Below are 12,310 nucleotides of genomic sequence, written 5' to 3'. Positions count from 1 at the left end.
CAGGGTGGCCAAGAAGAAGGCGAAAGCCGTTACGACGCCGGCAACTCAGGCGCTTGACGCGCTCGGCGTGAGCTACTCGTTGCACGAGTACACGCACGACCCGCGCAACACCGACTTTGGTCGTGAGTGCGCCGAGCAGCTCGGGGTCGACGAGGCACGCGTGTTCAAGACGCTCGTGGTGCAGGCTGATGGCGAGTTTGCCGTCGTCGTCATTCCGGTCTCGAATAAAGCCGTATTCAAGAAGGTTGCCGCTGCGCTCGGAGCAAAGAAGGCGGATCTCGCCGCGTCCGCCGATGCCGAGCGTCGAAGCGGTTACGTTCTCGGTGGCGTGAGCCCTTTCGGGCATCGGCAGCCCATGCGAATCGTGGTCGACGAGAGCGCGAACGACTGGCCAACCGTATTTGTCTCAGGAGGCAGGAGGGGGCTCGACCTTGAGATCGCGCCCGACGCGCTCCTCAAAGCAGCCGGAGCGGTGAGCGCATCACTCACGAGCTAAACCCGAGGGAGTGAAGCCCCAAGGGGCGGGAGCGCTCTGCTATTCGGCGACCGCTCGCTGCGAAGGATGAACGGTGATGGGAGCCTTCACCGAGCGGGCGATGAAACAGTACTTCTCGACCTCGGTGTGGAGCCCGATGATCGTTGCTTCATCGCCCGTGCCAGCTTCTGCTCGATCTCTAAAGCTCACGACGGGGAAGAGGGCGATCTCGGCGAACTCGCCACCCACTCCATCGGGATCGATCGAGAGGGTGCCCTCGGCGCGGCACTGGTAGTCGACTATCTCGAGCCCCTCACGTTTCGCGAGAAACAAGAAGGTCATCATGTGACACTCGGCCACGGCCGAGATGAGGAGCAGCTCTGGGTTCCAGCGATCGGCATCTCCGTGAAACACCCGTGCAGCTGACGCTTCGATCGAGTCCAAGCCCTCGGCTTCTATAACGTGCTTGCGCGAGAATCGCCGTTCAGAGGCTCGCATGGGGGCGCCTTGCCAACGAACTTCGGTCGTGAATGAGTGCTGCTGTGCGATCACGCTGGCCCCTTCTCAAGTGACGGTAACGGCCATTCTGCCGTTTGTTCGTCACCATACTCGCACGGCTTGATGCCCTCCGGGTGTTGCGCACGACGCGCCAATGACCGAAAAGAGAAATTGTGAGTGGTGCACAACTGTGGAACAATTTGTCTGAGGACCAACGAAGATCCACAAAAGAAACCCATTTCAACGGAGATCATTATGATGAAAAACACCCTTCGCACGGTCGCTTTGGCTTCTGCCGCAGCGCTCGTGCTTTCTGGTTGCAGCAGCTCAAACGACACGGCTGGCTCAGGCGAGCTCGTTGGTACCGGCAGCGGAGACCAGTGCACGATTGACGCTCCCGTGACCCTTGGCGCAGCGCTCAGCCTCACCGGCGGAGCAGCGAGCTACGGCGAGTCGCAGAAGAAGGGCATTGATCTCGCCCTTGAAGAGCTCACCGAGCAGGGTGGCATCGATTACAAGGTTGAGATTGAAGACGACGCGAGCGAGCCACGCCAGGCGATTAGCGTCATGGAAGACCTCGTCAAGAAGGGCGCCAGCGGCGTTCTCGGCCCAACACTTTCGAACACCGCATTCCAGGCGATGCCAGTGGCTCAGGACGCGGGCATGCCAGTTATGGGCATATCGACCACGGCTTCGGGCGTAACCGACATGGGCGAGTACGTGTTCCGTGATTCGCTCACCGAGGCACAGGTTATTCCGCAGACCATCGAGGCAGCGGTTGCTGAAAACGACATCAAGAAGGTCGTTGTCATGTACAGCAACGACGACGCCTTCACTGAGTCGGGCTACAAGGTCATGGCCGAGGCGCTCGAAGATCAGGGCATCGAGGTGCTCGACACCCTCACTTTCTCGGCGAACGATACCGACTTTAGGAGCCTGCTCACGGCAGCCCAGGCCGAAAAGCCCGACGCGCTCATCGTTTCGGCGCTCATCGAGGCCGCAATTCCGCTCGTCACTCAGGCACGCGAGGCAGGCATCGATGCACCGATCGTCGGTGGCAACGGCTTCAACAACCCACTGCTCATGCAGGACGGCGGCGAGGCTGCCGAGGGTGTTATTGTAGGTGCGGCTTGGAACTCGGCTTCAGATACCCCTGAAAACCAAGAGTTCCTCGCAGCGTTCGAAGCAAAGTTTGGCCACCAGCCAGACCAGTTTGCGGCACAGGCATACACCGGCCTGAAGCTCTATGACGCTGCAATTCGTAGCGAGTGCTCGGCCGAGCGCGACACCCTTCAGCAGAGCCTCGGCGCACTCAAGAACGTTTCAACCCCTCTCGGTGAGGTGAGCTTCAACGCGAATCGCGATGCAGAGCACCCAGCCGTCGTGCAGATCGTCAAAGACGGCACGTTTGCGGTGTTGAACTAACCCTTCACTACCTAGGAATCTACTTCTCATGCAGCAGCTGTTAAACGGTGTGTTTATCGGCTCGATCTATGCGCTCTTTGCCATTGGGTTTACCCTGGTGTTTGGCATCCTGGATCGACTGAACCTGGCACACCCAGCCGTCTTTGCCGCCTCGGCATTCGTGGGCATCGGCATCGCCGAAAAGCTTGAACTCTCTATTTGGGTCATCATGCTTATCGTGTTCGTGTTCGGCGCCATTCTCGGCCTCATCATTGAACGCTTCGCGTTTCGGCCCCTCAAAAACCGAGCCGACGCCCACTTCGCCGGCCTCATCGCGTCAATCGCCATGAGCGGCATGATCGTCGCACTGCTGCAGGCCGTGTTCGGCCCAAACACCCGGCGCTTTCCTCAGGGCACAGTCCCTGAGGGCAGCATCGAGGTGTTTGGGGCGAGCGCGACCTACCTTCAAATCGCGATCCTTGCGATCTCGATTGGCCTCGTGATCGCGCTCACGATTCTCGTGCAGCGTTCATCACTCGGGCGCTCAATGCGCGCGGTCGCCGAGAACCCGACCGCGGCACGCGTGCTCGGCATCAGCGTCGACCGCGTCACCGCGACCACCTTCGCCATCTCGTCGGCACTCGGTGCAGTTGCTGGTGTGCTCTTCGCACTCAACGTCAACAGTGCCCAGCTCTCAATGGGCAGCTCAATCGAGCTCAAGGGGCTCGCCGTGATCATTCTTGGTGGCATGGGATCGCTGCCTGGCGCTCTCGCCGGTGGTCTCATTCTCGGCATCGCCGAGGTGTTTGCGATTCAGTACTTCGGTTCGAGCTGGCGCGACCTCATTGCCTTCGCGTTGCTCTTCATCATTCTTCTCCTGCGCCCGCAGGGGCTGTTCGGCAAGAAGAAGGTGCGTGAAGTCTAATGATCAGCGAATCAGTTCTCGTTTTCATCGCGCTCAACGCGATCTTTGCCTTCTCGTTCTACGCCGTGCTCGTTGCCGGCCAGCTGAGCCTCGGCCAGGCGGGCTTCGCGGGCATCGCTGCCTTCACGGCGGCCGCGATTACGCCTGCTCCCACGACGTGGGGAACCATCCCGACGCTCCTCTTTGCCATCGCCGTGGGCATGGTCGTTGGCGCACTCGCGGCAACCATTCTCGGCCTTCCCACGATGCACTTGCGCGGGGTCTTCCTCGCGATCGCTACTCTCGGCTTTGCCGAGGCCATTCGTATCTTCATCCTGAACCAGGAGTGGACAGGCGGTGCACAGGGCATCCAGGTGCCCAAGATCCTTACCCCGACCATCGCTTGGGTCATCCTCGCACTCGTTGCATACTGGTTCTGGCGCCAGGGCCGCTCGCGCTACGGGCGCGCACTCGAGGCGATTCGTGAAGACGAACTCGCTGCCCGCGCTATTGGCATCGACGTTGGTCGTCACCGTCTCTCGGCCTTCATCGCCGCAGGCGCGATCGCGGGCCTCTACGGCGTGCTCTGGGCCTTCTACATGCGCCTCGTAGCCCCAGAAGACTTTGGGTTCAGCACCGCAATTGACGGCCTCGTGACGGCGGTCGTTGGCGGCACCACGAACTTCTTCGGCCCGCTGCTCGGCAGCGGTTTCCAGACGATGCTGCCAGAGGTGCAGCGCATGATCGGCATCGATGCGGGGTGGATCAGGCCGTTTATCTCGGGCTTGCTCCTGCTCATCGTCATCCTGTACCTGCCAGGCGGCATCGCGAGCCTCGTGCCGCGCCGTAAGCAGAAGATCGACGTCGAGGCTCTCAAGACCATCAACGCCGAGGGCCTCGCACTTCGCGAGCACCCCAAGGCCGGTGAGACCGTCATCGAGCTGAAGGGCCTTGCCAAAGAGTACGGCGGCGTTCACGCCGTGCAGGGCGTTGACCTCACGGTGCGAAGCGGCGACGTCGTGGGCCTTATTGGCCCCAACGGCGCTGGCAAGACGACGCTCGTGAACATGATTTCGGGCCTTATTCCACCGACCTCTGGCACCGCTACGGTGCTCGGCGTCGACATCTCGAAGACCCCGGTGCACAAGGTTGCTGCTGCAGGCCTTACCCGGACGTTCCAGCACTCGAAACTGTTCAACCGGTTGAGCGCGCTCGAGAACGTGCTGATCGGTACGCACCTCATCGCTAAACCGACTTTCCTGCGCCGCCTCATCTGGCTGCCGTCGGCGAAGCGCGACGAGCAGATTGCTCTCGCTCACGCAGCACGTTGCCTCGACAAGGTCGGTCTGCTCGACAAGGCCAACGTCGAAGCCGGGGCACTCTCGTACGGCGATCAGCGTCGCCTCGAGATCGCCCGCGCTCTCGCGGCCGATCCATCGGTACTCATTCTTGACGAGCCCGCCGCCGGGATGAACCACGTTGAGGCCGAGGGACTCTCGGCACTCATCACGCAGCTTGCGGCAGACGGCCTCACGGTCATCTTCATTGAGCACAACGTGGGCATGGTGCTCGGTACCTGTAACCACATCGCCGTGCTCAACTTCGGCAAGATGCTCGCGAGCGGCACTCCAGAAGAGATCGCCGCCGACGAGCGTGTGATCGAGGCGTACCTCGGCGCAGCAACCGAAGACGATGACGCTAAGCAGGAAAGTGGGGAGGCGGTCTCAGAATGAGCGAACCGATTCTCAGTGTGAAAGACCTCGCCGTTTCATACGGCAAGGTGCAGGCCGTGCGCGGCGTCTCGTTCGACGTTGCCGAGGGCACCCTCGTGACGCTCGTTGGTGCCAACGGCGCCGGCAAATCGTCAATCATCAACGCCATCACCGGCATGCTGAAGCCCTCGGGCGGCAGCATCACCTTCGAGGGGCGCAACATCACTCGCACCTCCGCCCACAAGCTCGTGAAGCAGGGGCTCGTGCAGGTACCAGAAGGTCGTCAGATTCTCAGCACCCTCACGATCGAAGAGAACATGCAGCTTGGTGCGAAGAACCACCGTAAGGGCTCGGCACAGGCCATCGGCGAGATGTTCGAGCGCTTCCCGGTGCTCGGCGAACGCCGTCACCTCGCAGCCGGATCACTCTCGGGAGGCGAGCAGCAGATGCTCGCGATCGCGCGAGCCATGCTCACGAAGCCGCACCTCATTCTCATGGACGAGCCCTCGATGGGTCTCGCTCCAAAAATCGTCGACGAGGTGTTCAAGGTGATCGAAGAGATTCGAGCCTCGGGTTCGACCGTGGTGCTCGTCGAGCAGAACGCCCGAAGGGCGCTGCAGGCGGCAAACGACGGCCACATTCTGCAAAACGGCGAGGTCGTTCGTTCGGGCTCGGCCCGAGACCTACTCGCCGACGACAGCATCATTCAGGCATATCTCGGTACGGGAGGTACCACCGCATCATGACTGGCAGCCAGTCTCCACGCAACATTCGCCGCAGCGTTCCCAAGTGGAGCGATATCTCGTCGTATCTCGAGTTCAAGAAGCCAAAGTTCAACGCGACCGAGCGTCGCCTCAGCCAGGCGCTCACGGTCAAGGACCTCGCTAAGATCGCACGCCGCCGCACGCCACGCTCGGTATTCGACTACGTGCACGGCGCCGCCGAGGGCGAGGTCAGTATTGCTCGCGCCCGATCCACGTTTCAAAAGGTCGAATTTATGCCGCGGGTGCTGCACGACGTCTCTGACGTGAGCACCGAAACGACCATTCTCGGCAAGCCTGCCGCGTTCCCGCTCATCCTCGCGCCAACCGGGTTCACCCGCATGATGCAGCACGAGGGAGAGGTCGCGGTCGCTCGCTCAGCGGCCAGGGCAGGGGTTCCGTACTCGCTCTCAACGATGGGCACGACCTCACCGGCAGAGCTCGTCACCGAGGTGCCCGACGGCAACAACTGGTTCCAGCTCTACCTCTGGAAGGATCGCGAAGCATCGCGCCAGCTCATCGACGAGGTGCGAAAGGCGGGCTACGACACGCTCGTGCTCACCGTCGATACCCCCGTCGCTGGCAACCGCCTGCGTGACGAGCGTAACGGCCTCACGATTCCGCCGACGCTCAGCCTCAAGACGATGATCGACTTCGCGCTCTACCCGCAGTGGTGGGGCAATGTGCTCACGACCGAACCGATCGAGTTTGCCTCGTTCCGTTCGTTCAACGGCACCGTCGCTGAGCTTGTGGGGCAGATGTTCGACCCAGCGCTCAGCATGAACGACGTTCAGTGGCTACGCGATGAGTGGGAGGGCAAGCTCGTCATCAAGGGCATCCAGTCGGTCGAAGACGCACGTCGCGTGCTCGATTTGGGCGTCGACGGCATGGTCGTCTCGAACCATGGCGGGCGTCAGCTCGACCGCGCACCAACACCGCTCGAACTGCTGCCATACGTCGCAGAGGCGGTCAACGAGCGTGCCGAGATCTACATCGACACCGGCATTCTCTCTGGTGCCGACGTGCTTGCGGCGGTAGGCCTCGGAGCGACCGCCGCGATGGTCGGTCGTGCGTACCTCTACGGGCTCATGGCCGGGGGAGAGCGCGGGGTCGACAAGATGTTTGACATCATGCGGGCAGAGGCGGTGCGCACCATGCAACTCATGGGCGCGCAAAACGTCTCAGAGCTGCGCGGCAGAGTCACCCTGCCGTAAACGATGTACCGAGGGAGCCCGGCCTGTTTTCAGTGAAGCTGAGCAGCCGGGGCTTTTTCGATGCTTCGCGCGGTCTCGAGAAACGCTCTCGCGGCAAAACCGGGTGGCTGCGAACCCTGTTTCCAGATCGCACCGAGCTGCCGGCGAAAACTCACTCGATCGACTCGCACCCGCACGAGCCGTCTTTTCTCGAGGTAGCCAACCGCTGTGCAGGTGCTGATGACCGCAGGGGCAACGTTCGCCGCTGCCGACTCGAGCACGGCGGTATTGCTCGCGAGTTCGAGAGCTGGCTGCACGAGGAGCGTGCGATCGACGCCATGTTCGGTGAGCGCGCGGGCAACCACCGCTCTACAGCCCGAACCTTCTTCGCGGGTCACGAGCGGGGTCTTCGCGAGGGTCCATCCGCTGATGCGTCGCGATTCGGCCCAGGGGTGATCAGGCGAGACATACACCGAGAGCTCGTCGTCGGCGAGAAAGCGATACCTGAGACCGGGTGGGGGAGCCGCGCCCTCGACGAAGCCCAGTTGCACCTCTTCATCTGAGACGAGGCGGATCACCTCACGCGTGTTCGTGGCACGCGATCTCAGGTGTTGCGAGTCGTGGCCGGCTTTCACGAAGGCGCTGATCCACGTCGGTAAGAAGTATTCGGCGATCGTGAGGCTCGCTGCGAGTTCAAGCCTGGTGTCGGCTGCGAGCCAGGCCGTCACGTCGCGATCCATCGCGCGGGCTGCCTCGAGTACGGGGCGGGCGAGCGCCATGAGCTCCTCACCGGCGGGCGTGAGGTGTGACGAGCGCGATGAACGAAGAACGAGACTACGACCGAGTCGCTGTTCGAGTCGTCGTAGGCGCAGCGACACCGCCTGTTGCGTGACACCGAGTTCGGCTGCCGCGAGCGTGAGTGAACTCGTGCGCTCGACCGCTTCGAGCAGCTCGAGGGCCCGAAGGTCGGGAAGGGAGTCGCTCAGCACCCTCTCATTCTAGCCACAAGCTTTGATTGTTGTGGGGCAAGTGATGGTTCGTTGTTGAGGCTTTGAGCGCTTCCTACAGTGAGTATGAGGGCCTTGCAACGGCATACGCCCCGTGAAGAAATGGAGTCATCATGGCTAAGATTCTCATCGTTTTGTACCCGGATCCAGAGACCGGCTACCCGCCACAGTACGCACGCGACACCGTGCCCGTCATCGAAAGCTACCCGGGCGGAGCAACGCTGCCAAGCCCCAAGGCCATCGACTTCGTTGCGGGTGAGCTCGTCGGTAGCGTTTCTGGCAACCTCGGGTTGACCGACTGGCTTGAGCGCGAGGGGCACACCGTCGTCGTGACGACCGACAAGGAGGGCGCCGACTCGGTGTTTGAGCGCGAACTGCCCGACACCGACATCGTGATCTCACAGCCATTCTGGCCCGCGTACCTCACCGAAGAACGCATCGCACGCGCAGACAAGCTGAGCCTCGTCATCACCGCGGGCATCGGCTCAGACCACACCGACCTCGCCGCCGCCAACGCCCGAGGCATCACCGTTGCCGAGGTCACCTACAGTAACAGCATCAGCGTCGCAGAGCACACGGTCATGCAGGTACTCGTGCTTGTGCGTGACTTCGTCAAGCAACACGAGATCGCGGCAAACGGCGGCTGGAACATCGCCGACGCCGTCTCGCGCTCATACGATCTCGAGGGCATGCGAGTGGGCATCTTCGCCGCTGGCCGCATCGGCAGGGCAGTGATCGAGCGCCTCGCGCCGTTCGGCGTCAAGCTCAGCTACACCGACCGTTTTCGCTTGCCCGCCGAGTACGAGAAGCAGTACGGTCTCACCTACGTCGAGAGCATCAAAGAACTCGTCACGCAGGTCGACGTGCTCACGGTACACGCGCCGCTCACCGATGAGACCCGAGGGCTCCTGAATGCCGAACTGCTCGCAACCATGCCGCGCGGGGCATACATCGTGAACCCGGCGCGTGGCGCAATCGCCGATCGAGACGCGATCGTCAACGCGCTTGAGAGCGGGCAATTGGCCGGGTACGCGGGCGACGTGTGGGATCCGCAGCCGGCTCCGGCCGACCACCCGTGGCGCACCATGCCACACAACGCGATGACGACCCACACTTCAGGAACCTCGCTTTCGGCGCAGGCTCGCTACGCGGCAGGCACCCGTGAAATTCTCGAGTCGTGGTTTGACGGCAAACCGCTGCGTGACGAATACATCATCATCGAGGGCGGCAACTACCGCGGCACGGGCGCGCACTCGTACGCTGCCAAGCCGACCCACTACACCGAACAGTAACAATGCGTCTTGGGCCCCGGCAGCTGAGCGAGCTCGGCGCCGGGGCCCAGCCGTACAAACGCAAGAAAGTCTCATGCATTCTTCATCAACCGACTTCGACCAGCAGCAGGCCACTCCCGGCGTAAAACGGTGGGCGCGCAGGGCCGCCCAACCCAAACTGCCCTGGCACACCATTCTCGCGGCGTCGCTCGCGGGCTCACTCACGATCGGCATTCTGGGCCTAGCCGGCGACGTTGCGGAGATCCCGCTGCTCATTGCCGCCTTCGGGTCGTCGTGCGTGCTCATTTTTCTGCTTCCCGAAGCGCCACTCTCACAGCCAGCAAACGTCGTTGGTGGGCACAGCATCGCCGCCGCGGCTGGTCTCGCAATGCATTCGGTACTGCCGGCCGCCTGGTGGAGCATCGGCCTCGCGGTCGGGCTTGCGATGGCCCTCATGGCCACGACTCGACTCATTCACCCGCCGGCTGGCGGAACCCCGATCGCGATCATGCTCACCCACGAGGGGTGGAGCTACCTCTTCGTTCCCGTGCTGCTCGGTGCGGTCGTTTTGAGCGCCTGCGGCCTCGCGTATCGATTCATCGTGAAGCGTTGCCAGCAGCCGCGCGTCGCAAAGATCACCGTAGAATAGCCGCATGACTGTATTGGCCCGCGATCGCGACCTGACCGCGTGGGCGCTACTGTCGCTCTCGTGTCTCACGCTCGCCCTCGCGGGCCTCTGCGAAATCACCCATGCGTTGCTGAGGCAAGGGGAGCCCCGCGCGCCGCTGCTCTCGGCGAGCGTAGGATTGCTTGCGGTCTCGAGTGTGTCCTTACTCACCATGGCACTCGCCACCCTGGGCCGCCGCGATGCCTACGACTGGTCGAACCAGGGGCGCCGAGTGTCGCAGCCACTCGTACGGTGGCCGCTCACCGCGGGCTGGGGCGTTGCCGTAGGGTTTCTCTTTGTCACAAACCTCTGGCTCATCATGAGCCCCGGGTCGACGGGCATGGCGGGAACGGCCAACACGCGTTTCACAATGGCAGCCCTCGCTCTCGTCGGCTCGTTTGCCACGTTTTTGACCGCTCCGGTGATCGCGCCATGGGCCTTCGCTGCGATTCAAGCGTTCTGGTGGCTCGTCATCATCGTGGTCACCGTGAGGGGCGTTGTTTCGCTGGCGACGAGGCGATCCGCTCGCTAGCGGGGTGGGGGAGCCGCGCTTCATGGAAGCGTCATGGGTTCGTTGCTTTGCCGTCACGCAGTCGACAGTTTGAGGGACCATGCTCGGTGTATGACGATCTTCGACAGAGCACTGTGGCACAGCGAGGGCGATTACCCCGACGATCTCGCGCCCGAACGCGCGGCAACGCACATCGGTATGTACCTCGCGTGGTGCGCTGAGCAGCGGCTTAGTAGGCCGTTGGCAGGGGAGACCGCACGTGACCTTTCTGAGCGACGACTCACCCCGGCAGCGTTTGCCGAGAACGCGGGCAATGAGGCGGTTGATGCCGCGTTGCTCACTACCGAGGGCGAAGCGTTCACCGAGGACTACTACGACAACGACGGAGACGAGACGCGGCCGTCATACCTCGACGACTACATCGACGTATTTTGGGACGATGGTGAGACGATTTATCATGTTGCCGACACCTGGCAGAATTACGCACGCATCACGCCGCTGCTCACGCGCAGGCTCGCTGAGTGGCGGGCCGAGCGGCCGTCATCAGCCGTGGTGAACGAAGCAGGTCTCTGACTTTTCCCGTGACCAACTCACCTCAACGCGCATGCCAGGCGAAAGCGCCAGGCCGTGCTGGGTCGCGACGAGCAGAAACCGTTCGCCGCCCGTTTCGACCTCAATGAGGGCGCGCTGCTGAGCGTCTTCGCCGAGCACGACGCCCGCGCGGTCGGTCATGAGTACCGCACCGATCCCACGGTATCTGCCGCCACGGTCGAGTGAACTGCGCAACCGGGGAAGAACGAACACGCTCACGATTCCGAACACGATCGGCACCATCAGCGAGGCAAGCCACACGCTGCCAGAGTCAATCGTGCGCAGCCACAGGAAGGCTGCGACCGTGCAACCGATGGTCACGAGTGCAACATATGGTGCGAAGCCGGCTTTGGGACGCGGGAACGCTGGACTCGATTGCTTGTGCAGATAGTGAACATCGCTGACGGCCGGCGACACGCCAGCCGGTGCTGCGGTCGTTTCCTGAGTCGTGTCACGAGCCACGTCGAACCGCACCGGCCGTTCGGTGCCGGTTTGCCTGCCGAGTTCAATTGCTTCCTCCATGCGACTCACGGTAGCGGGGCAATGTTTCGGGATGGTGAACAGCGCAGCAAGACGGGTGCGGATCGGAGGGCCGGTGCCGTGGGGCGGGCTGGTCGATCCACTCAAGCTGACATAATATATATTATCAACGAATACGTCCGGAGAGGGTGTCGCCCTACAACCGCGTGCAAGGTGCGCTCAAACGCCGCGCTACTCGGCGCGAGCAGCCTGGACCGTCGTCACTGCCGCTACCACTGCCGCCGCAACCCCAAAAGCGGCAACGAGAGCCGCGGTGTGGCTCGACGGGATCGCGCTGAGCAATGCGAATGCCGTGGCGGCAGAAACCACGATGCTCGTCAGTGCAACAAGCACCAACTGAAGATTCATCGCAAGTTTCGTTGCAGCCCAAGCGATGACGGCGCCGCAGACCCAGCCGAGCCCAAGTGATATTGCCCCGATGCCCGACAACATGAATGCAACCCAGACAATGAAACCGCTTGGTTCGGTGAACCAGACAACGCCGGTAATACCGAGGCCAATCGCGAGGCCCGTTGCGACATACAGTGCGCAGGTTTTCATCGTGACGAAATGACGACGTGCGGCAACAGGCATCGGTGTTCCTTCTGAGCGGGCGCTCGTGTCCTCACGGTGCCGCCGTGAGAGTGGCGGCTTCCCCGTTCTCGGCTGAGTGTTGTGTCATCCCAGCGTTTTGAGCATAAACCCACGACGGTGATTTGTACAGGACGGTGAACGTTCACAAAAGATCGTCTCGCGCAACACTCCTGCGGCTCTTCCCTTGCTTACGTCAGCCCATA

At 62.3% G+C, this 12,310-nt stretch carries 14 protein-coding genes; 10 read left to right on the top strand and 4 right to left on the bottom strand.

All coding sequences use genetic code 11. The features are described from left to right. The first annotated feature begins 4 nt into the window (after positions 1–4). Positions 5–496 (top strand): Cys-tRNA(Pro) deacylase, encoded by a 492-nt coding sequence (ybaK, locus tag JSO19_RS00355; protein ID WP_270909073.1) that lies wholly within the window; start codon positions 5–7, stop codon positions 494–496. 39 nt (positions 497–535) lie between these two features. Here ybaK and JSO19_RS00350 read toward each other — a convergent pair whose 3' ends face one another. Further along, entirely contained in the window at positions 536–973 is a 438-nt protein-coding gene (locus JSO19_RS00350) for an OsmC family protein (protein WP_270909072.1), read from the bottom strand. Between the two features lie 255 nt (positions 974–1,228). Between JSO19_RS00350 and JSO19_RS00345 the strand changes: the two genes are divergently transcribed. Genes JSO19_RS00345 through JSO19_RS00325 form a run of 5 tightly spaced genes read left to right on the top strand, consistent with a single transcriptional unit; the run spans position 1,229 to position 6,968 of the window. After that, a complete protein-coding gene (locus tag JSO19_RS00345; RefSeq protein ID WP_270909071.1) occupies positions 1,229–2,398 on the top strand; it encodes an ABC transporter substrate-binding protein in 1,170 nt (389 codons plus the stop codon). Between the two features lie 28 nt (positions 2,399–2,426). Next, the gene (locus JSO19_RS00340) at positions 2,427–3,302 is read left to right on the top strand and encodes a branched-chain amino acid ABC transporter permease (RefSeq protein ID WP_270909070.1); all 876 of its coding nucleotides are present in this window, start codon (positions 2,427–2,429) and stop codon (positions 3,300–3,302) included. Further along, positions 3,302–5,014 (top strand): branched-chain amino acid ABC transporter ATP-binding protein/permease, encoded by a 1,713-nt coding sequence (locus JSO19_RS00335; RefSeq protein ID WP_270909069.1) that lies wholly within the window; start codon positions 3,302–3,304, stop codon positions 5,012–5,014. The genes JSO19_RS00340 and JSO19_RS00335 overlap by 1 nt, the downstream gene beginning before the upstream one ends. Next, positions 5,011–5,739, top strand: coding sequence for an ABC transporter ATP-binding protein (locus JSO19_RS00330; RefSeq protein ID WP_270909068.1), 729 nt, complete (start codon positions 5,011–5,013; stop codon positions 5,737–5,739). Before JSO19_RS00335 ends, JSO19_RS00330 begins: the two co-directional genes overlap by 4 nt. Then, positions 5,736–6,968, top strand: a complete 1,233-nt coding sequence (locus tag JSO19_RS00325; protein WP_270909067.1) for an alpha-hydroxy acid oxidase — start codon at positions 5,736–5,738, stop codon at positions 6,966–6,968. The genes JSO19_RS00330 and JSO19_RS00325 overlap by 4 nt, the downstream gene beginning before the upstream one ends. A gap of 29 nt (positions 6,969–6,997) precedes the next feature. Here JSO19_RS00325 and JSO19_RS00320 read toward each other — a convergent pair whose 3' ends face one another. After that, positions 6,998–7,936 carry a LysR family transcriptional regulator gene (locus tag JSO19_RS00320; protein WP_270909066.1) on the bottom strand — a complete coding sequence of 313 codons (939 nt, stop codon included), beginning with the start codon at positions 7,934–7,936 and terminating at the stop codon, positions 6,998–7,000. A 131-nt stretch (positions 7,937–8,067) separates the two neighbouring features. Between JSO19_RS00320 and JSO19_RS00315 the strand changes: the two genes are divergently transcribed. The 4 genes from JSO19_RS00315 to JSO19_RS00300 all read left to right on the top strand — a co-directional run bounded on the left by JSO19_RS00315 (position 8,068) and on the right by JSO19_RS00300 (position 10,976). Beyond that, the gene (locus JSO19_RS00315) at positions 8,068–9,246 is read left to right on the top strand and encodes an NAD-dependent formate dehydrogenase (RefSeq protein ID WP_270909065.1); all 1,179 of its coding nucleotides are present in this window, start codon (positions 8,068–8,070) and stop codon (positions 9,244–9,246) included. Positions 9,247–9,319: 73 nt separating this feature from the next. Then, positions 9,320–9,874 carry an HPP family protein gene (locus tag JSO19_RS00310; RefSeq protein ID WP_270909064.1) on the top strand — a complete coding sequence of 185 codons (555 nt, stop codon included), beginning with the start codon at positions 9,320–9,322 and terminating at the stop codon, positions 9,872–9,874. Positions 9,875–9,878: 4 nt separating this feature from the next. Further along, complete coding sequence (locus tag JSO19_RS00305) at positions 9,879–10,424, top strand: hypothetical protein (protein ID WP_270909063.1); 546 nt, start codon at positions 9,879–9,881, stop codon at positions 10,422–10,424. Positions 10,425–10,514: 90 nt separating this feature from the next. Beyond that, positions 10,515–10,976: a DUF7832 domain-containing protein gene (locus tag JSO19_RS00300; protein ID WP_270909062.1), complete on the top strand. Its 462-nt coding sequence runs from the start codon at positions 10,515–10,517 to the stop codon at positions 10,974–10,976. Here the strand turns inward: JSO19_RS00300 and JSO19_RS00295 are convergent. Continuing rightward, positions 10,947–11,516, bottom strand: coding sequence for a hypothetical protein (locus JSO19_RS00295; protein ID WP_270909061.1), 570 nt, complete (start codon positions 11,514–11,516; stop codon positions 10,947–10,949). The genes JSO19_RS00300 and JSO19_RS00295 overlap by 30 nt on opposite strands. 189 nt (positions 11,517–11,705) lie before the next feature. Then, a complete protein-coding gene (locus JSO19_RS00290; RefSeq protein WP_270909060.1) occupies positions 11,706–12,107 on the bottom strand; it encodes a hypothetical protein in 402 nt (133 codons plus the stop codon). Positions 12,108–12,310 lie beyond the last annotated feature (203 nt).

Origin of the sequence: Leucobacter sp. UCMA 4100 (assembly GCF_027853335.1) — a bacterium.
GTDB lineage: Bacteria > Actinomycetota > Actinomycetes > Actinomycetales > Microbacteriaceae > Leucobacter_A.
Note: the sequence above shows the minus strand (reverse complement) of the source record. Positions and strands in the feature narration are given on the sequence as shown.

Coding starts and splice junctions, on each gene's coding strand:
- JSO19_RS00350 (WP_270909072.1), bottom strand. CDS start 973: ATGCGAGCCTCTGAACGGCGATTCTCGCGCAAGCACGTTATAGAAGCC.
- JSO19_RS00345 (WP_270909071.1), top strand. CDS start 1,229: ATGATGAAAAACACCCTTCGCACGGTCGCTTTGGCTTCTGCCGCAGCG.
- JSO19_RS00340 (WP_270909070.1), top strand. CDS start 2,427: ATGCAGCAGCTGTTAAACGGTGTGTTTATCGGCTCGATCTATGCGCTC.
- JSO19_RS00335 (WP_270909069.1), top strand. CDS start 3,302: ATGATCAGCGAATCAGTTCTCGTTTTCATCGCGCTCAACGCGATCTTT.
- JSO19_RS00330 (WP_270909068.1), top strand. CDS start 5,011: ATGAGCGAACCGATTCTCAGTGTGAAAGACCTCGCCGTTTCATACGGC.
- JSO19_RS00325 (WP_270909067.1), top strand. CDS start 5,736: ATGACTGGCAGCCAGTCTCCACGCAACATTCGCCGCAGCGTTCCCAAG.
- JSO19_RS00315 (WP_270909065.1), top strand. CDS start 8,068: ATGGCTAAGATTCTCATCGTTTTGTACCCGGATCCAGAGACCGGCTAC.
- JSO19_RS00310 (WP_270909064.1), top strand. CDS start 9,320: ATGCATTCTTCATCAACCGACTTCGACCAGCAGCAGGCCACTCCCGGC.
- JSO19_RS00305 (WP_270909063.1), top strand. CDS start 9,879: ATGACTGTATTGGCCCGCGATCGCGACCTGACCGCGTGGGCGCTACTG.
- JSO19_RS00300 (WP_270909062.1), top strand. CDS start 10,515: ATGACGATCTTCGACAGAGCACTGTGGCACAGCGAGGGCGATTACCCC.
- JSO19_RS00295 (WP_270909061.1), bottom strand. CDS start 11,516: ATGGAGGAAGCAATTGAACTCGGCAGGCAAACCGGCACCGAACGGCCG.
- JSO19_RS00290 (WP_270909060.1), bottom strand. CDS start 12,107: ATGCCTGTTGCCGCACGTCGTCATTTCGTCACGATGAAAACCTGCGCA.